Source organism: Paenibacillus sp. CCS19, from assembly GCF_033239625.1.
Classification (GTDB): Bacteria; Bacillota; Bacilli; order Paenibacillales; family Paenibacillaceae; genus Paenibacillus_T.
Genome location: NZ_BTCK01000013.1, coordinates 35,749 through 54,429, shown reverse-complemented (window position 1 = coordinate 54,429; position 18,681 = coordinate 35,749). Strand labels below are relative to the sequence as shown.

Sequence of the window (18,681 nt, the reverse complement as noted above, 5' to 3'; positions counted from 1 at the left end):
TAGGTTCTCTCTATCGTAGGTGACCTGATTTATTCGATCGTTACTTTTTGACGCAATCTGGGTAGGGTGTTCTGTGAAATCGACTGGATCGCTGCTCTCGTCATTCGCTTCGGACAATAAACAGCAAAAATCCACTGCCTCATGCGGCAGTGGATTTTCTTGCACTGGAGCGAACCAGCTTTTCGATGTTCATATTATCCTTGCAATCTTTCACCTAAAGCACTCCACGAAAGAAAAGCAAAAACCCCGACCTCATGCGGTCGGGGTTAATGATGGTGGAGGCGAGGGGATTTGAACCCCTGTCCAGAGACAACGCCACACAGGCTTCTACGGGTGTAGTCACGGTATTGATGTCACCCGAGCGTCGTCCCGTAACCGACTACGCGTTGGGTCAGCCTGATTATCTTCTTCCGTCGACCCCAGGCGGAGACCGAAGCGGCGTATCCCACTACTTGTTAGCCCCTAGTCTAGTCACATGGGCGATGCTAGGTAGGAGCACGCTCACAGGTTATTAAGCTGCGAAAGCGTAAGTTTGTTGTTGTTTGCCAGTTAATTGGCTTTAGCGTTGATGAAGCGGACGCTCCCCACTACCCGCGACCCATGCTCGAACTACCCCTGTCGAATCCATAAACGCCCCCGAAAATATCGGCATAATCGGCATCGTCACTTAAGCGTACCGTTAGCCATGCAGGCGACTCGAATGGGTTGGCACATTGCTGCACCTTCATCCTGAGCACGAATGCTTACTGCGAATTGCAATGTGTTGCTGATTGCTTGCTTCGTCTTACTGAACTCAGTATAGCACGTCTTCCGCAACATATGTCTAGTTGGTTGCTGGCAGCTATTACGACTGCCGACCAACCTGTCCATTATTGAGCGTTAGAGTTTAATTGTAGCAATTCGGCGCAGCTTATGCAAGAAATTACCGTGCGACCTTCTGCTTCTCGCGCAGCGCCCGTTGAATATCACGCTCTGCGTCACGCTTCGCTGCCGTATCGCGTTTGTCATAGTTTTTCTTACCTTTACCCAGACCGATCAGCAGCTTGGCATAACCGTTGCGCACATAGATCTTAAGCGGTACGATCGTGTAGCCTTCTTGCTTGGACAGTCCGAGCAGCTTATGAATCTGTACCTTATGCAGCAGCAGCTTGCGCGCGCGCGTCGGATCGGTCGGATTGTACCGATTGCCTTGTTCGAAAGGGCTGATGTGCATATTGTTCACGTACATCTCGCCATTGCGAATCGTCGCGAATGCGTCGTTAATGTTCGCCCGGCCATTGCGGACCGACTTGATCTCCGTACCGGTCAGCACGATGCCCGCTTCATACGTCTCCTCGATGAAGTAGTCGTGCGAAGCTTTCTTGTTCTGCGCAAGCGGTTTGTTCTCTTGATTCTTCTTCGGCGCCATACGTCTTCACCCTCTCCTCGTTTGAATCGTTCCCATCGCCCAACGGGCCAGCTAGACATTAATTGTAGCAACATTCGTTTACCAATTCAAGGCGTATCCGGACAAGCCACCATCTACCTGCATAATCCTTTATTCGCGCGGAGATACCAATATAGCTGAAGAACAACCACCAAGAGGAGGCGACCGATCATCATGTCCCGCGGACATCACCAAAAAAACTCACGCAGAGACAGCGCCAAGAAGCAGCAAGGCCACGGCAGCCAGAATACACAGTCCAAAACCGGCGATTCCAAAGATTCAACCGGCGACTAACGTACAGCAACCTACCACATTGTAGTTTGTCCAACCGATATGATCACATCCCGCCCCCTCTTCCCGTCCCATTGCAGAATGTGCAACAGAATAAGCTCCAATCGAGGGAAACGGGGCTTAGCGGGATTTGTGAGCGACTTTCAATTGCACGAATTACAATGGCGCACGATAAACAAACTACTCCAAGTGGATTCCATTGCACAGTTTGCAACGGCGTCCACTTTCTCATGTCTTCATATGATAAAAAAAAGGGGCGATACGCATTCCGTCTGCTCTTGCTGCGGACTGCGTGCCGACCCCTTTCTCAATATTAATTATAAGGCAGCTAATGCAGCTGCCTTATTTGCGATTCTTGCGAACGAAGGCAGCTGTGGCGTTACCGCCGCCGCCTTTCTTCTTGCGCGGCTTACCGCCGCCGCCTGCGTTACCGCCTTCGCCGCCGCTGGACGGCTGGCGACTGCCATTGCCGCCTGCACTTGGACCTCCGCCGCCCGAACCCGGACGCTTACGTCCGCCGGATGAGCGGCCGCCTGGCGCGCCATGAGCACCGCCGCCACCATGCGCACCGCCTGAACGGCGATTGCCGCCACTGCGTCTGCCGTTGCCTGGCTGATAGGTGCCGTCGTCCCGCTCCCCGCCATCATCGCGCCGAGGATTGCTGTTTGCCGGAACCGGCAGCCCCCACATATCGAGCTTCGGTTTGCGCTCCTTGCGCGGTGGACGTGTGCTCCATACAGCACCTGCATCGTGATCAATCGGTGCGTCGAATGCCTCATTAGCTGCTGGCGCATCCGTGCGGAGCGCCGCTCCGCCATGCTCGCCGTCGCTTCCACGTCCGCGCCGTCCGCGGCCTGCTCCGCCGCTCGCTGCTTCAACCGCGCCACGAACGCCTTCGCCTCCGCGTCCGTGACGTCCGCCGCTCACCGGCTCGACAGGCGCGTTCCACGCACTGCGTTCGCCAGCTCCTTGCGCGCCGTCGCCGCCTCGACCGCGACGCCCGCGGCCCGCAGCTCCGCCGCCAGCCGCTTCGCCGCCAGCGCCCCACGCGCCGCGCTGCTCGCCTGCGCCCCACGCGCCGCGCTGCTCACCTGCGCCTAGCGCGTACTCGCCGCCGCGCTTGCCGCGCCGTCCGCGTCCGCCGCCGCTAGCCGCTTCGCCCGGCGCACCGCCGCGTCCGCCTGCGCCCGGCGCACCGCCGCCCGCTCCGCGCTTGCCGCGTCCCGGGCCGCCGCCTTGCTGCCGCGCCGCTGCGTCCGCCATTGCCGCCGGAGTCGGCGAAGCCGCGGAAGCCGCCGCTGCTGCGCGGTTTCATATCGACCATCTCGAAGTCGATCGTAAGTTCGTCCATGTTCACGTCCGCGATGCGGATCTTCACTTCGTCGCCGATCCGATATACCTTCGACGTCCGCTCCCCGATCAGCACCATGTGCAGCTCATGGAAGTGATAGTAGTCGTCCGTCAACTGGCTGAGTCGAATAAGCCCGTCGACCGTATTGTCCAGCTCCACGAACATACCGAAGCTCGTGATGCTGCTGACGATGCCGTCGAACTCTTCGCCGACCTTATCGAGCATATACTCGCATTTCTTCAGCTTATCCGTATCCCGCTCCGCATCGACAGCGACGCGTTCACGCTCCGACGACTGCTGAGCGATGTCTTGCATCCGCGGAGCCAACGCTTCAACCCTCGCCTCCGGCATTGCCCCACCGTTCTCGAGCACCTCGCGCATGACGCGGTGAATGACAAGGTCCGGGTAACGACGAATCGGCGATGTGAAGTGCGAATAGAACTCTGCTGCAAGGCCGAAGTGACCCAGGCATTCCGCATCGTACTTGGCCTGCTTCATCGAACGAAGCATCATCGTCGAGATGACCGTTTGTTCCTTCGTGCCTTGAATCTCCTCGAGCAGCGTTTGCAGCGCGCGCGGATGAACCGAATTGCCCTTGCCCTTCACCACATAGCCGAAGTTCGAGACGATCTGCATGAAATGCAGCAGCTTCTCGCCGTCCGGATCTTCGTGGATCCGATACAGGAATGGCACGCGCAGCCAGTGGAAATGCTCCGCTACCGTCTCGTTGGCCGCCAGCATGAACTCCTCGATGATCATCTCCGCGATCGAACGTTCACGCTTAATAATATCGATCGGCTTGCCTTCCGGATCCACGATAACCTTCGACTCTTGGAAGTCGAAGTCGATAGCGCCGCGCTTCATCCGTCTGCGGCGCAGCTTCATCGCCAACTCTTCCATCAGCGAGAACATGTCCAGAAGCCCTGCATAGCGCTCCTTCAGTTCAAGCTCCGGCTCTTCTTCCGTTGCCGTCAGAATGCGCTTCACGTTCGTATACGTCATCCGTTCCGTCGTTCGAATAACGCTCGTGAACACCTCATGACGCACCCGCTTCATCGTGTTCGGATCGAATTCCATCTCGCAGGACATCGTCAGCCGATCGACCTGCGGGTTAAGCGAGCAGATGCCGTTGGACAGCCGATGCGGCAGCATCGGAATGACGCGGTCTACGAGATAGACGCTGCAGCCCCGCCGATACGCTTCCTGATCGAGCGCCGAGTGCTCGGTCACATAATAGCCAACGTCCGCGATATGAACGCCCAGCTTGTAATTGCCGTTCTCCAGCCGTACGACATGGACCGCATCGTCCAAGTCCTTCGCGTCTTCGCCGTCGATCGTCACGATCGTTTCATTACGCAGATCGCGGCGTCCCTGCTTCACGATCTCTTCTTCCGTAATCGAATCCGGCGCTGCCTCGGCTTCAGCCATCACATCATCGGGGAATCCTTCCGGCAGTTGATGCTTGCGGATAATCGACAGAATATCGACGCCCGGATCATCCTTATGACCAAGCACCTCGATGACCTCGCCTTGCGCTGCAGCGCGTCCTTCAGGGTAGGACGTAATGCGCACGACAACCTTTTGCCCCGATACCGCACCGCCGAACTGCCCTCTTGGGACGAAAATATCGCGGTTGATCCGCTTATCATCCGGCAGCACGAACCCATACGCCTCGTGGTTATCGAACGTGCCGACCACCTGCGTTACGGCGCGCGTCACGACGCGGACGACCTCGCCCTCCAGACGTCCGCCGCCTTCGCTCTGGGACGTAACGCGAACGAGCACGATATCGCCATTCATCGCACTCTTCAAATCGTTCGCGTGCAAATAAACATCCGGATGGTCCTTCTCCTCCGGAATGAGGAAAGCGAATCCCTTCGCATGCGCCTGCACACGGCCGCGCACGAGATTCATCCGTTCAATGACGCCGTAGCGGTCGTTGCGCGTACGGACGATCTGGCCCTTTTCTTCGAGCTCATTAAGCAGCTTGAGGAATGCGCGGAAATCATCCGCGTCTTCGATTCCGAAGTGCTGCTCCAACTCCTGGTAAGTCATCGGCTTATACGCCGTTTCTCTCATAAAATCAAGCAAGTCCTGCTCTAAGCTCATGATTCCTCCGCCCCCGACTCCACACTTTCGGGTCTCTTGTAGTTCGACAAATAAGGATATATTTTCATATACACTTAAGTATACACGAAACGACCGCCCTTCATCCGCATCCTGATGAAAAATAGAGCCGTTTCCCCTCTCGCCCGCCGCAATGCTGAACCATTTGACCCACCATTCATTTTATTCGCACGTCTTCATTCTTGTCCGAGGCCTTTCGACTTACTCGTTCGATTGTTTTTCGAAATTAGTTTCGGTGAACAACCTCTATTATTCTACTGATTATTCATTCAAGCTTCTTGCATTCATCGAAATGTTAATAGGTGATTATTTCGAACCCAGCGAAGTTAGCCGCAATTGCTCCTGCAGCCCTCTATTTACAAAGCTCATCCACCCTTACAATTTAAATGTAAGCGCTATCCAGCTACCCCCCTTAGCTAAGATTGTCGCTTAAATCCCATTATCGTTAGGAGGAATCATTATGTTTCGCTCCACGAGCACAGCATGGCATCGACCGATGCGCCAGCTGATGACCGCAGCAATGGCGCTCTTGATCTCCGTCCCATTCATTCCGCAGCAACCCGATACTGTCTACGCAGCTTCGGCGCGCCAGATGGAGTTTCTGAATCGCGGCGTCGTCGCTGTCAAAGTGAGCAACGGCGTTTACCTGAGCTGGCGCTTGCTTGGCACGGAAGCCGCATCCACCAGCTTCAACGTTTATCGCAACGGTACGTTGATCACTGCTTCGCCGATTGCGAACAGCACCAACTATGTCGACACAGCGGGTACTGCCAGCAATACGTATACAGTTGCAGCCGTTGTGAACGGCGCCGTACAAGCGCAGTCTGCTGCAGCAACGGTATGGAGCAACAACTACAAGGACATTCCGATCCAGAAACCTGCCGGCGGTACAACGCCGGACGGCGTCAGCTACACATACAGCGCCAACGACGCGAGCGTCGGCGACTTGGACGGCGATGGCGATTACGAAATCGTACTCAAATGGGACCCGTCCAATGCCAAGGACAATTCGCAGTCCGGCTATACGGGCAACGTCTATCTCGATGCCTACGAACTGAACGGTACGCGGTTATGGCGTATCGATCTAGGCAAGAACATTCGTGCCGGCGCCCATTACACGCAGTTCCTCGTCTACGATCTGGATGGAGACGGCAAAGCGGAGGTCGTCAGCAAAACAGCCGACGGCACGAAGGACGGCATCGGCACGGTTATCGGAAGCTCTACCGCTGACTACCGCAACTCCAGCGGCTATGTGCTCAGCGGCCCCGAGTACCTCACCGTATTCGCAGGCAATACGGGCGCAATTCTCAACACGTCCAACTACGAGCCAGGGCGCGGCACCGTCTCCAGCTGGGGCGACAGCTACGGCAACCGCGTCGACCGCTTCCTCGCAGGCGTCGCTTATCTCGATGGCGTGCGTCCAAGCTTCATCATGGCGCGCGGCTATTACACGAGAACCGTCCTCGTCGCTTACGATTGGCGCAATGGCACGCTGACGAAACGCTGGACGTTCGATTCGAATACGTCAGGCAACAGCTCCTATGCCGGCCAAGGCAACCATCAGCTGAGCATCGCCGATGTTGACAACGATGGCAAAGACGAAATCATCTACGGCGCTATGGCTCTCGACGATAATGGCGCCAAGCTGTACACGACGGGCCTCGGGCACGGCGATGCGATGCATGTCGGCGACCTGAACCCTGACCGGCCAGGTCTGGAATCCTTCAACGTCCATGAGAGCACGAGCGCAGCTTACGGAGCAGAAGTGCACGATGCTGCAACCGGCGCGATCCTATGGGGGCAGCAAACAGGCGCGGACACGGGCCGCGGCTTATCCGCCGATATCGATCCGCGTTATAAAGGCGAGGAGCAATGGGCATCAGGCGTTGGCGTCCACTCCGTCACGGGCACGACGATATCAACATCCACCCCTTCTATCAACTTCGCGATCTGGTGGGACGGCGACCTGCTTCGCGAGCTGCTCGATCATACTTACGATTCCAGCATCAGCGCAGGCGTAGGCAAGATCGACAAGTGGAATTACTCCACGAGCAAAACAAGCAATCTGCTGACCGCAACCGGCACCTACTCCAACAACACGACCAAAGGCACGCCGAGCCTGCAGGCCGACCTGCTCGGCGACTGGCGCGAAGAAGCAATCTGGCGCACAACGGACAGCAGCGCGCTTCGTCTCTACACAACAACCGCGACAACGACCTACAAGCTCCCTACGCTGATGCATGATTCCGTCTACCGTCTCGGCGTCGCTTGGCAGAACGTTGCATATAACCAGCCTCCGCATACGAGCTACTATTTAGGAGAAGGCATGGCGACGCCAGCTCAGCCGAATATCTATACGGTCGGCGGTACGACGACGCCTGTCGTGACCGTCCCTGGCTCCTTCACGGCGACAGGCACTGCGGGAACTGCTCAAGCAGCGCTGTCGTGGACTGCATCCTCTGGTGCAGCTTCCTACAAGGTACAGCGGTCCACATCCAGCAGCGGCAGCTTCGCGGATTTGAGCGGAACGTTAACGGGGTTAACATATACAGACACGACCGCTGCCGGCGGTACAACGTATTACTACCGCGTTGTCGCAACGAATACGGCTGGCTCGACGACGTCGAACACCGTTTCTGTCACCCCTACGTCTGCGGTGACAGTGCCCGGCTCCTTCACAGTAACCGGTACAGCGGGAACTTCACAGGCATCGTTGTCGTGGACGGCTTCCTCCGGTGCAGCGTCGTATAAGGTGCAGCGCTCGACGTCCGGCAGCAGCGGCTTTGCCGATCTGAGCGGAAGTTTAACGGCATTAACGTATACCGATACGACCGCAGTCGGCGATACGACCTACTATTACCGCGTAGTCTCGACGAATGCGGCGGGTTCAGCAACGTCGAACACCGTCTCCGTCACTCCCGCTTCTCCATCTACTGGTGAAGGTACGGCGACTGGCCTTGCTGTCCAATACCGCCCTAACGATACGGATGCAGCGAACAGCGCGGCAGCACCACAATTCATCATTACGAACAGCGGCACGAGTGCCGTCGGTATGAGCACGCTGAAGGTTCGTTATTATTTTACAAAAGACAATTCAACGGCTTTCAACTTCTTCTGCGACTGGGCGCAGATCGGCAGCGACAATGTGCAGGCTCAATTCGTCTCTATGACGACGCCGACCGCAACAGCCGATACGTATCTTGAGCTGACTTTCAAATCAGGCGCTGGCTCGATCGCCGCAGGCGGCAACAGCGGCCAGATTCAGACCCGCTTCAGCAAGACCGATTGGACTAACTTCAGCGAGTCGAATGACTATTCCTTCAGCACAGCGAGCACGAGCTTCGTGAACAACAGCAAAGTGACGCTGTATGTCAACGGCACACTCGCTTGGGGCAACGAGCCATCCTAATACACGCTAACATGAAAGGCCAGATCAACGTCATTCGACGCGGATCCGGCCTGTTTGGCAACCCTTTATTTATAACAGCATGATGCCGCAATCCTATAACTCGTTCATTCCCTCGACACATCGACCGTTCCGCGCCGACCTCAAGTAGATGAATCGTCTAGCTTCCTTGCGGCGCGCCGGTTTCTTTCAACTTCTTCACGCGGTCAAGCCGTTGTTGGAACCCTTGGCGGAGCTGACTAAGCTTATCAAGTCTCCCGTCGATCTGATCGATGAACCGCTGCAGCTCTTGCTCGCCTTGATCGAGAATCTTCGTCTTCTCCTCGGCCGAGTCCTCTTGGCGATACGCGCCGCGAATTTGCTCCAGCTTGGCCTCCAGTTCCACGATCGTCTTCACTTCCTGAAGCGAGATGCCCAGCACTTCCTTCAGTCGAATAATTTGCTCCAGCTGTGTAATAATCCGTTCATCATAATAACGATGGCCGCCTTCCGTTCTCGGCACGCCAATCAATAGACCGATCTCTTCATAGTAGTGAAGTGTCCGCGCTGTTACGCCATAACGCTCGCATACCTCGTCAACCGAATATCTTTCTTTCATCGTCAACCTCCTACAATACGCGCAAGCCAGAAATGGCTGGATAATCCATTATAATCGATATCCGCAATCGGCATAAGATGTACAGGTCATTTTTTTAAGATCTCTTAACTCGCTGTTCCCCTCTCCGAACACCCTTATGTGGTAATATGTAGAAAGTTTCCAAGCGATGAGGTGCACCTGCTGTGAGTGGAATTGATCTGACTATTATTGTCTCTGTCGTTGCAGCGCTAGTTGTCCTGTTGTCGAAGACTTGGTCTCACTATCGATGGATTCAGGCTGCCATTCCGGGCACACTGGTCGTCCTTATTGTTATTCGTCTGCTGCTGCTGCCTATGGTATGGACGATGATGCCCGCTGTAATCGTCTCTGGCGGGATTGTGCTTCACTGCCTGCTCCTAATACGCAGGACTCGTCGTTCACGTTCCGAGATTCCTCAACGCAAGCGCAGGCGGCCTATGTTTATTCGTAGACTTGGCGCTGCTTTGCTTGCCATTCTCTTGGCAGTCATCGCGGCCGCCCCGCCGACGCTTCTGCCTGTATTCTCACTGGAGCAGCCTGGCGGTCCGTATGCGATTGGAACTTCCGTGTATCACTGGACCGACGAGTCGCGTTCGGAGCGAGCCTCAGATGATCCCTCTAGACAAAGGGAGCTTACGGTCCAAGTATGGTACCCCGCCGATCCGCAATCGGTTGTTGATCTAGAGCGCGCACCTTATTTGCCGGAGTGGGACGTTATGGCGCCAGCATTGGCGCAGCGGTATCATTTCCCCGAATTTCTGCTGTCTCATTTGAATCAGATCGAATCTCATGGTTATAAGGATGCTCCTGTATCGGCAAGCCAAGCTCGTTATCCTGTCGTGCTGTTCTCGCACGGAATGCCCGGCTTGTACGCTACGGATACGTTCTTGTTCGAAGCGCTGGCCAGCAGCGGTTATATCGTCTTATCGATCAACCATACGAATTATTCGATTGCCTCTAAGCTTCAGGACGGCACCGTTGCAACGGTGCATAACGACGCTTTTCCTTCGCCGGCTGACTGGGATGCGAACGACGCATTAATCGCGAACGTATGGGCCAAGGATGCTTCCTTCGTGCTGGACCAGCTGGAGCGGCTGGACAACGTTGGCGTCAACCCGAATTTCCCTCTCGCCGGCCATCTGGATTGGGAGCATGTCGGCATGGCCGGCCATTCCTTCGGCGGTGCGAATGCCGTGGAGATGCTGTGCACGGACGAGCGAGTTAAGGCGGCTGTGAACATGGACGGGACGATGTTCGGCACCGGAGTGCGAAGCACATCGCTTCAGAAGCCGCTGCTGCTGCTTCAATCGAAGCGCCCAGAGTCCAGCGGTGAGCCTAGCGATCCAGAGCTGCGGTCAGCCGGGCTGACCAGAGCCGAATACGACAAACTTACGGTAGAGATTCCAAGACGAGAGGCTAATGCATTGGCTGCACAAGGCTCCCGTGCCGTAATGATTGAAGGCGCTGATCATCTCGCCTTCACCGACTTGTATCGTCTATCCCCGCTCCTTCCGCTTATGAACCGAACAGGGAGCTTGAATAATATTCATCAGCGCATAACATCCGAGGTGGTCAACTTTTTCAATACGCAATTGAAGCAATAATCTGTTACCCCATTCGATAACGCTCTTGTCGCGCTCTTCCGCCGATACCGTATGCCGCTATTTCAAATTCCGCGGACAATGCACAAAGAAGCAGGACCAATTGGTCCTGCTTCTTCTCTGCGCTCCTCGCGCTTATGTCGTTAGCTATGTACATAGCTAATGTTTAACAAGGTTAGTTCTTAACGAAGTAAGATACGACAAGCGCCAGAATGAAGAATCCAGCTGCGAAGCCGATCGTCAGACGCTGCAGGAACAAGTCCAGGCCGCGTGCTTTCTGTTTGCCGAACAAGTGCTCCGCACCGCCGGAGATGGCGCCGGACAGACCTGCACTCTTACCTTTCTGAAGAAGCACGACAGAGATCAAACCAAGTGCCGCGATGATAAGCAAGATTTTGAATAAAATGTCCACTTTCCCACCTCCTGAGTTAAAGCCTTGAACGGGTCAACCGTCCGTCAGTTTCAGGCCAAGCCTAAAAACAGTACTTTTATTGTATCACAACCACCTCTGCCACACAATACCGACTATTGATGCTGCTCTTTTCATTTGGACGCTTCGCTCGTATGATGGGAATGACTAACACTAGGAGGTGCTTCGCCATGAGGCGGATTTTATATATTGAGGACGATCTGGACATCGGTGGGATGATCAAGAACGATTTGACCGGACGAGGCTTTGCTGTTGACTGGCTGCGTTCAGGAGACGGTGCCGCTGAGCGAGTGGCCGATGCCGACCTGGTCATCCTCGATGTCATGCTGCCCGGACTGGATGGATTCACCGTCGGCCAACGGCTCAAGCGCATTGCGCCCGACAAACCGATTCTGATGCTCTCTGCCCGCTCCACGATCGATGACAAGCTGGAGGGACTTCAGTTTGCTGATGACTATATGACCAAGCCGTTCCACCCCGATGAGCTTGCGGCTCGAATCGAAGTGCTGCTCCGGCGCAGCGGCAAGACCGCCCATCTCGGACAGCTGAAGCTCGGCCATCTCGATATCGACCTGTCCAAGCCGATGTTCATCGATCAGCGGACAGGCGAAGAGATCATTCTGACAGGCAAGCAGCTTCACATCTTCCTCCACCTGCTTCGCCATCCGAATCAGATTCTGACGAAGGAGCAGATCTATGAAGCGGTCTGGGGCGAGCCCAGCTGGGACGGCGACAAGACGCTCAACGTCCATATTCGCTATCTTCGAGAGAAAATCGAAATCAACCCGAGCGCGCCTGCCATTATCGAGACGATTCGCGGCATCGGCTTCCGGGTGAAGCAATGAAACGGCTGTTGAACTGGCTGTCGGATGCCCGCCGCTCGCTCGTCTCCCGCTATGTCATCCTCATGTCCGTTGCTGTCATTCTAATTCCTCTGGCCATTATTGTTGTTGTGACCGTATTGTTCCTCATCTATCCGCCTTACGAAAAGGAGTATGCGATCTATGGCGGCGCAATTGAACTTGAGAACAAATGGCATAGCGAAGCTAAATCGCTTGGAGGCAAGTCCGATGAAACGGTTCAGAAACGGCTGGAAGAGCTCTATAAGCGCTACAGCAAAGCGACCATCTACTGGGTCGATCCCGCAGGCGACACGAGGCTTCAACTGCCTAGTGATGCAAAGATACAACAGCATTGGACCGCAGCCGACGCCATACAGTTCATGAAGGAGCGGTCAGGCAGCCATGATCTGTTCACGATTGTCGCCTTCATCGGCGGTCAGCCGTCCGAAGGGTTCATCACGCTGGAAGTGCCTCGGACGGTCATTACGCCAACGTTCAAGAATACGACGTTCGCGAAATATTGGTCCTTTGCTTTCCCTGCTCTGCTTTTGATCATTCTTCTCCTGTTCATCGGAGCCTCCTGGTTGTTCTTCTATCGGATCTCCCGCAGACTGCTGCTCATGCAGAAGGCGATGACCATTAGCGCTGCTGCTTTCCCTGGCATCCCAGGGCGAATAACCGTTGGCAAGCAGGACGAAATCGGGCGGCTGGAGCTTGCGTTCAACACGATGATCGAACAGCTGGAGCATGGACGGCTGCGCGAGAACGAAGAAGAGCAGCTTCGCAGGCAGCTGATCGCCAACCTGTCGCATGACCTCCGGACACCGCTCACCGCCATTCGCGGCCATGCTTTCCAGCTGAATGAAGAGCAGCTTAGCGGACGCGGACGCGAGTCGCTGCAGGTGATCGATCGCAAGGTCGATTACCTCAGCCGATTGATCGACAATCTGCTCTCCTATACGCTGCTCTCCGCGGGAAGATATCCTTACCGCCCGGAGTCGATCGATATGAACCGGCTGCTTCGCCAGCTGTGCGCGAACTGGTACGCGGCCTTCGAGCAGCAGGGCATCGAGCTGGAGCTGGATGCTCCGGATCACGGCTTCCGTTGGCAGATTGATCCGCAGTGGTTGGAACGGATTGCCGATAATTTGTTCCAAAATATTTTGCGCCATGCCACCGACGGCGGTTATGCACTCGTTCGACTCTATGAGCTCAACGGCAGCGGCTTCGTTTCCTTCGTCGACCATGGACCTGGCATGGACAGCCAATCCGAAGCGGCCGGTTCCGGCATTGGCCTCAACATCGTTAAGCTTATGGCCAAGGAGATGGGGCTGCATCTAACGATCGACAGTTCGGCGGAAGGTACGAGGATCACCCTGCAAGGTTTAAACCAAATTTAAACTTGAGCCCCCCGTTTGTTTAACCTTCATTCGCTACAATGGGTTTCGAGGTGATGAAATCCTATGAAACCATCGAATACGAACGATTGGGTAATTGAAACAGCCGGTCTAACGAAAGCAATCGGGCGCAAAGCGCTCGTGCAAAATTTGAATTTGCGCGTTGGCCGCGGCGAAATATATGGCTTCCTCGGTCCGAACGGCGCCGGCAAAACAACGACGATCCGCATGCTGCTCGGCCTGATCCGTCCAACGCAGGGCTCGGTCAAGCTGTTCGGACGCGAGCTGAAGAGCAATCGAATCGATGTGCTCCGCCGCGTCGGCTCGCTCGTCGAGTATCCGTCCTATTACGGACACCTGACTGGGCGCGAGAACCTGGAGGCCGTACGGCGAATTCTGGGGGTTCCTTCGGGACGAATCGATGAGGTACTGTCGATCGTCAGACTGACCAAAGATGCTGGCCGTCCGGTCAAAGGCTACTCGCTTGGCATGAAGCAGCGGCTGGGCATCGCGACTGCACTGCTGGGCAACCCTGAGCTGCTCATTCTCGATGAGCCGACGAACGGTCTCGATCCGTCCGGCATTCTCGAGATGCGCGAGCTGATCAAGAGCATGCCGCAGCAGCATGGCATTACGATCGTCGTATCGAGCCACCTGCTCTCGGAGATCGAGCAGATGGCGACGCAGGTCGGCATTATCGCACAAGGTAGACTCATCGCGCAGGAGTCGATCGGGTCGCTTCGCAGCCGCTCGAAGGGACGATTATCGCTGCGAGTCGGGGCTGTTCCCCAGGCAGCCGAGGTGCTCGCGAGGATCGGCGTCCGCGCTGAATCTGCAGCAGCATTGGAGTCGCCGCGCACGGGGGCTGTACCTGAGGAAGGCGGCAATCGCATCCTTGTCGATTCCGTGGATGACGAAATAGCTGCTTATTATGTTCGCACCCTTGTGGAGAGCGGCATCGAGGTGTACCGCGTCGAGGAAGTCAGACAATCGCTGGAGGACTTGTTCCTGAAGCTGACCGACGGAGAGGAGAGCTTATGATGCTGCTCCAGCTTCTCGCCGTCGAACGGCTCAAAGTTCGCCGCAAAGCGATCTGGCCGCTTATTGCAGCCGGCGGCTTCGGCGTCGTCCTGCTGCAAGCTGCTAACTACGCGCTTCGGTACGACTATTTGATGGAGCTCAATGCGGATGATCCATGGGGTCATCTGCTGAGCGAAACGCATTTTCTCGCCGTACCTTCGCTTATCATGGGTCTGGCGATTATCGCTTCGATGATTGCTGGCGTCGAGCATGCGACGAACGCGTGGAAGCAGACGTTGGCACTGCCGCTATCCCGTCTATCCGTATACGCCGCCAAGTTCGTGATGCTGATCGGGCTCATGTTCGCCGCCTGCACGATGCTCGCCGTTGGTACCATCATACTCGGCCTGTGTTTGTCCATCGGGACCGACATTCCATACGACGAGCTGCTTCGCGTCTGCTATCTGCCGCTTCTGGCTGCACTGCCAATCGGCGCTGTACAGCTGTGGCTGTCCGTCTCGCTGGCCAATCAAGCCATTCCGCTCACGGTCGGCGTTCTCGGTACGGTCGTATCCATGTTCGGCGGGGCGCTGCGTGACTTCGTGCCGTACAAATGGCCGATGCTCGACAATCAATGGAATGAGCCGCTCATCCCTGCTGCGCTTGGCTTAGTTGTTGGACTTTGCATTTATCTCGCCGGAAGCGTCCATTTCGTACGAAAGGACGTGAAATAATATGTGGGCTGTCTTGCGATCCGAATGGATCAAATGGCGTAAATCGCCGATTATGTGGTTGATCTTCGTCAGCCCTGCTTTATGCTCGCTGATCGGCTTGCTTGAAAATGAAGATATGGGCAGCGGCGCAAACCAATGGGATGGGCTGCTGCACATGATGGGGGTTATGCATGCCCTTCTGCTTATGCCGCTGCTAACTGGGGTTTTCGCAGCCTCCGTATGCCGGCTGGAGCATGCAGGCGGCGGCTGGAAGCAGCTGCTGTCGCTGCCGGTCAGCCGAAGCGCTGTCTATGCCGGCAAGTTCGTGTGCGTCATGCTGCTTCTGCTTGCCACGCAAGCCGTATTCCTCGGTGCTATGCTCATTGTTGGTATGGTCAAGGGCTACACAGACCCGATTCAATGGTCTGGATTGTTGTTTAGTTTGATTGGCAGTTGGATCGCCTGCATGCCTCTGGCTGCCCTGCAGATGGGCGTATCGGTCGCATGGGCCAGCTTCGCAGCGCCTCTTGCCATCAATGCGATCTTCACGCTGCCGAACATCATTATCGCGAACTCGGAGCGCTTCGCGCCGTACTATCCTTGGGACCAGCCAGTGCTCGTCCTGCTGTCCCAGCAGCTCGATGAAGGACCTGATGCTTTCCATCTGTCGATGACGACGTTGTATACGGTCATAAGCGTGAGTTTCATCCTGTTCTTTGTGGTGGGGCATGGGTACTTCCGGAGGAAACCCATTTAAGTCCTCCCTCAAGGGAGGATTCCAGGGGCTCTGCCCCTTGGACATCAGCTTTTCTCTACCCACCCAAACCCTCCTTGCTAGGGAGGGCCCCAAAGGTCGTGTGACCTCTGGACTCCTCACAAGGACCATATCTTGATTCTCATTGATCGTGTGCCCGCACTTGCCGCATCCGCGGCAAAGCTTCTTGCGACTGTACCTAATTCAGCTTCATCTTCCGCACACTGTATTCGTTGAAATTCACCAGTCACCGCCCATTGATGTCCCTTCTTTTAACCTCCGAGCAAGTGAGAGCCCAAGGAACTCTTGCTCGGAGGTGATGATGGCGGGACAACGACGCTCGTCAGATACTGCGTGCTAGGAGTCGCGTGCCCCTATGGGGCACAGCTTTTGTTCGAGCTGACTAATGTGTTTCAGAGAGTATCGCCCTTCTTCCTCACGCTAACGAACCACAGAGACTCTAATCGCTGTGGTATTGCTCGTTTTAAGCCATAACGGACTTCACAAGCGCTATTTGATCAGAATACTGGCCCCACACGTGATAATCCACCATATAGGTGCATCTGAGTCCGTTAGAATCTGAGGTGTTCGATTATTCGCAAATAGCGGTTTCTTGGTCCGTTAGAGAAAGGTTGGATGCACGAGGCCCGAAATGGAGATGTTGGAGGGACAACGATATTTATGAAGTTCTGCGTATAAGAAGTCGCGTGCCCCTTTGGGGCACAGCTTTTGTTCAAGCTGACTAGTGTGGTCCCCGCAACAACAAAGGGCTGTTCGTGCAACGTCGAAGTCTGTGAGTGACTTCGAGTGCGCGAACAGCCCTTTTGCACAACTATGAACGGGATTGATTGGCTGCGGCTAGGCCAAGAGCTAGCGCTCCGCACAAGCCCGCATTGTTGCCTAGGCCAGGCGGGACGATGTAGCTGTCGATGTCCTCCGTAAGCTGGCAGGCGCTCACATAGCCGTTCAACAGACGCTTCACTTCTGCTCGAATGAGCGGGAACAACTGCTGTTGATGCATTACGCCGCCGCCGAGAATGACCTTCTGAGGAGAAAACATCAGTACCGTATTCGCTACCGATTGCGCAATATAGAAGGCCTCCATTGCCCAAGCCGGATGGTCAACCGTTAACTCGTTACCTTTAATCCCCCAGCGCTGTTCGATTGCAGGACCTGCCGCCATTCCTTCCAGGCAGTCACCGTGGTACGGACAGCAGCCAGCGAATGGATCCTCCGGGTGCCGACGCGTCAGTACATGGCCGCCCTCCGGATGCACCAACCCGTGCACGAGACGACCTTCTGCGTAGACACCTACTCCGACGCCCGTGCCAATCGTATAGTAGACGCAGCTATTCAATCCTTGCGCTGCTCCCCATACCGACTCGCCATAGGCCGCCGCATTCACATCTGTATCCCATCCATACGGTACATCGAACCCCTTCTTCATCTCGCCAAGGAAGTCGTATCCCGACCAACCCGGCTTCGGCGTCGTCGTCACGTGTCCGTAGTCCGCATTCGCAGGATTAAGGCCGATAGGACCGAAAGACCCGATTCCAATTGCCTCTACACCCTTCCCTTCGAAAAATGCGGCCACACGCGCCAGCGTCACCTCCGGCTGCTCCGTCGGGAAACTTGTCCGCTCATGAATAGCCCCCGTCTCATCGCCGATTCCGCATACAAACTTCGTGCCGCCCGCTTCTATCGCGCCAATTCGCATATCGTACACTCCTCGCTCTCTTACAGCAAGAAGACGGCCGCTCATTCGCGTACCGTCCCTTCTATCATTGCTATTTATTATAACGATTAATATCCGCGTTGTCTGAAGAATTCCAGGCAGATCTTCGCGCTCTCGAGCGACGACACTTGGAACTGCTCCTGCTCAACGATGAAGTACTCGATGCCCGCTTGCTCCGCTACCGCCAATACCGGCTCGAAGTCTACGACGCCGCGGCCGATTTCCGTGTCCTTCGTGCCATCGCCGAAGTCTTTGAAGTGCGCCAGCGGCACTCGGCCTGCATAACGGTTGATGTAGTCAACCGGAACGGCGCCGCCCATGTGCACCCAACCGAGGTCGAACTCTGCGATCAATTCTTCTGACGACAGCTGCGTCAGCATATGGTCCATAATGGACAACCCATCTACTTGCTTCAGTTCGAAGTCATGGTTGTGATAACCAAAAATGAAACCAGCTTCACGAGCCAAATTAGATGCACGCTTGAGCACAGCTATCAGCTTGTTCACGTCTTCGATCGTTGGCACTTCCGGCATAGGCGCCCAAGGGACAACAACGTAAGTCAGGCCGATTTCTTTCGCATAAACGAGTGCTTCCTCGTACGCTGCCCACATCTTATCTTCCGGCTCGGACCATTGCAGCGGCACATGCGCCGAAGGCGCTTTCAATCCTGTCTCGTCTAATACCTTGCTAACCTCAGCTGCCGAGTGGCCGAAGAAGCCAGCGAATTCGACTGCCTCATAGCCCAGTTCTGCTACCTTGCGAATTGTGCCGAGAAGATCTGTTTCTGTCAGATCACGAAGTGTATACAATTGAATGCCGATAAGCGGTTTTCCCATAATAATAAGCACCACCCTGATTGGATTGGACAATCTATGCTTCTACCTTGATGATAAGGGTTGTCCATCGCAGTTGCTATGTCGGTTTGTGCACGGATTATTTGTATTTTTGTCATTCACACATACAAATCAATGA

12 protein-coding genes, 1 other RNA gene and 1 pseudogene are annotated in these 18,681 nt (G+C 55.5%); 7 read left to right on the top strand and 7 right to left on the bottom strand.

Annotation, left to right across the window (positions count from 1 at the left end):
* Window positions 1-273: 273 nt before the first annotated feature.
* The 3 genes and pseudogenes from ssrA to rnr all read right to left on the bottom strand — a co-directional run.
* Window positions 274-638, bottom strand: a transfer-messenger RNA (tmRNA) gene (gene ssrA / locus SBI19_RS11465).
* 284 nt (window positions 639-922) lie between these two features.
* A complete protein-coding gene (smpB, locus tag SBI19_RS11460) occupies window positions 923-1,408 on the bottom strand; it encodes an SsrA-binding protein SmpB (RefSeq protein WP_191207013.1) in 486 nt (161 codons plus the stop codon).
* 1,514 nt (window positions 1,409-2,922) lie between these two features.
* Window positions 2,923-5,177 (bottom strand): annotated as a pseudogene (rnr, locus tag SBI19_RS11450) (ribonuclease R); the annotation flags it as partial.
* Between the two features lie 478 nt (window positions 5,178-5,655).
* On the opposite strand from rnr, the gene SBI19_RS29650 reads away from it, so the two are divergent.
* The gene (locus SBI19_RS29650; RefSeq protein WP_483312274.1) at window positions 5,656-8,604 is read left to right on the top strand and encodes a rhamnogalacturonan lyase family protein; all 2,949 of its coding nucleotides are present in this window, start codon (window positions 5,656-5,658) and stop codon (window positions 8,602-8,604) included.
* Window positions 8,605-8,761: 157 nt separating this feature from the next.
* Here the strand turns inward: SBI19_RS29650 and SBI19_RS11435 are convergent, their stop codons facing one another.
* Window positions 8,762-9,199 (bottom strand): MerR family transcriptional regulator, encoded by a 438-nt coding sequence (locus tag SBI19_RS11435; protein ID WP_317968129.1) that lies wholly within the window; start codon window positions 9,197-9,199, stop codon window positions 8,762-8,764.
* 182 nt (window positions 9,200-9,381) lie between these two features.
* On the opposite strand from SBI19_RS11435, the gene SBI19_RS11430 reads away from it, so the two are divergent.
* The gene (locus tag SBI19_RS11430; protein WP_317968127.1) at window positions 9,382-10,821 is read left to right on the top strand and encodes an alpha/beta hydrolase family protein; all 1,440 of its coding nucleotides are present in this window, start codon (window positions 9,382-9,384) and stop codon (window positions 10,819-10,821) included.
* 172 nt (window positions 10,822-10,993) lie between these two features.
* Here SBI19_RS11430 and secG read toward each other — a convergent pair whose 3' ends face one another.
* Window positions 10,994-11,230 carry a preprotein translocase subunit SecG gene (secG, locus tag SBI19_RS11425; RefSeq protein ID WP_191207007.1) on the bottom strand — a complete coding sequence of 79 codons (237 nt, stop codon included), beginning with the start codon at window positions 11,228-11,230 and terminating at the stop codon, window positions 10,994-10,996.
* Between the two features lie 188 nt (window positions 11,231-11,418).
* On the opposite strand from secG, the gene SBI19_RS11420 reads away from it, so the two are divergent.
* From SBI19_RS11420 to SBI19_RS11400, 5 genes are all read left to right on the top strand, one after another.
* Window positions 11,419-12,093 (top strand): response regulator transcription factor, encoded by a 675-nt coding sequence (locus SBI19_RS11420; protein WP_317968122.1) that lies wholly within the window; start codon window positions 11,419-11,421, stop codon window positions 12,091-12,093.
* Window positions 12,090-13,490 carry a sensor histidine kinase gene (locus SBI19_RS11415; RefSeq protein ID WP_317968120.1) on the top strand — a complete coding sequence of 467 codons (1,401 nt, stop codon included), beginning with the start codon at window positions 12,090-12,092 and terminating at the stop codon, window positions 13,488-13,490. The genes SBI19_RS11420 and SBI19_RS11415 overlap by 4 nt, the downstream gene beginning before the upstream one ends.
* 63 nt (window positions 13,491-13,553) lie before the next feature.
* Window positions 13,554-14,528, top strand: a complete 975-nt coding sequence (locus SBI19_RS11410) for an ABC transporter ATP-binding protein (RefSeq protein WP_317968118.1) — start codon at window positions 13,554-13,556, stop codon at window positions 14,526-14,528.
* Window positions 14,525-15,241 (top strand): ABC transporter permease, encoded by a 717-nt coding sequence (locus tag SBI19_RS11405; RefSeq protein ID WP_317968115.1) that lies wholly within the window; start codon window positions 14,525-14,527, stop codon window positions 15,239-15,241. The genes SBI19_RS11410 and SBI19_RS11405 overlap by 4 nt, the downstream gene beginning before the upstream one ends.
* Window position 15,242: 1 nt before the next feature.
* Window positions 15,243-15,977 carry an ABC transporter permease gene (locus SBI19_RS11400; protein WP_317968113.1) on the top strand — a complete coding sequence of 245 codons (735 nt, stop codon included), beginning with the start codon at window positions 15,243-15,245 and terminating at the stop codon, window positions 15,975-15,977.
* A gap of 829 nt (window positions 15,978-16,806) precedes the next feature.
* On the opposite strand, the gene SBI19_RS11395 is transcribed toward SBI19_RS11400, so the two are convergent.
* Together SBI19_RS11395 and SBI19_RS11390 are read right to left on the bottom strand one after the other, a co-directional pair.
* On the bottom strand, window positions 16,807-17,691 hold the full coding sequence (locus SBI19_RS11395; RefSeq protein ID WP_317968267.1) for an ROK family protein: 885 nt from the start codon (window positions 17,689-17,691) through the stop codon (window positions 16,807-16,809).
* Window positions 17,692-17,777: 86 nt separating this feature from the next.
* Window positions 17,778-18,545 carry a sugar phosphate isomerase/epimerase family protein gene (locus tag SBI19_RS11390; RefSeq protein ID WP_317968111.1) on the bottom strand — a complete coding sequence of 256 codons (768 nt, stop codon included), beginning with the start codon at window positions 18,543-18,545 and terminating at the stop codon, window positions 17,778-17,780.
* Between the last annotated feature and the right edge of the window lie 136 nt (window positions 18,546-18,681).

Bases quoted from the DNA above. Each gene is read 5' to 3' on its own strand.
- smpB (WP_191207013.1), bottom strand. From the start codon at position 1,408: ATGGCGCCGAAGAAGAATCAAGAGAACAAACCGCTTGCGCAGAACAAG.
- SBI19_RS29650 (WP_483312274.1), top strand. From the start codon at position 5,656: ATGTTTCGCTCCACGAGCACAGCATGGCATCGACCGATGCGCCAGCTG.
- SBI19_RS11435 (WP_317968129.1), bottom strand. From the start codon at position 9,199: ATGAAAGAAAGATATTCGGTTGACGAGGTATGCGAGCGTTATGGCGTA.
- SBI19_RS11420 (WP_317968122.1), top strand. From the start codon at position 11,419: ATGAGGCGGATTTTATATATTGAGGACGATCTGGACATCGGTGGGATG.
- SBI19_RS11415 (WP_317968120.1), top strand. From the start codon at position 12,090: ATGAAACGGCTGTTGAACTGGCTGTCGGATGCCCGCCGCTCGCTCGTC.
- SBI19_RS11410 (WP_317968118.1), top strand. From the start codon at position 13,554: ATGAAACCATCGAATACGAACGATTGGGTAATTGAAACAGCCGGTCTA.
- SBI19_RS11405 (WP_317968115.1), top strand. From the start codon at position 14,525: ATGATGCTGCTCCAGCTTCTCGCCGTCGAACGGCTCAAAGTTCGCCGC.
- SBI19_RS11400 (WP_317968113.1), top strand. From the start codon at position 15,243: ATGTGGGCTGTCTTGCGATCCGAATGGATCAAATGGCGTAAATCGCCG.
- SBI19_RS11395 (WP_317968267.1), bottom strand. From the start codon at position 17,691: ATGCGAATTGGCGCGATAGAAGCGGGCGGCACGAAGTTTGTATGCGGA.
- SBI19_RS11390 (WP_317968111.1), bottom strand. From the start codon at position 18,545: ATGGGAAAACCGCTTATCGGCATTCAATTGTATACACTTCGTGATCTG.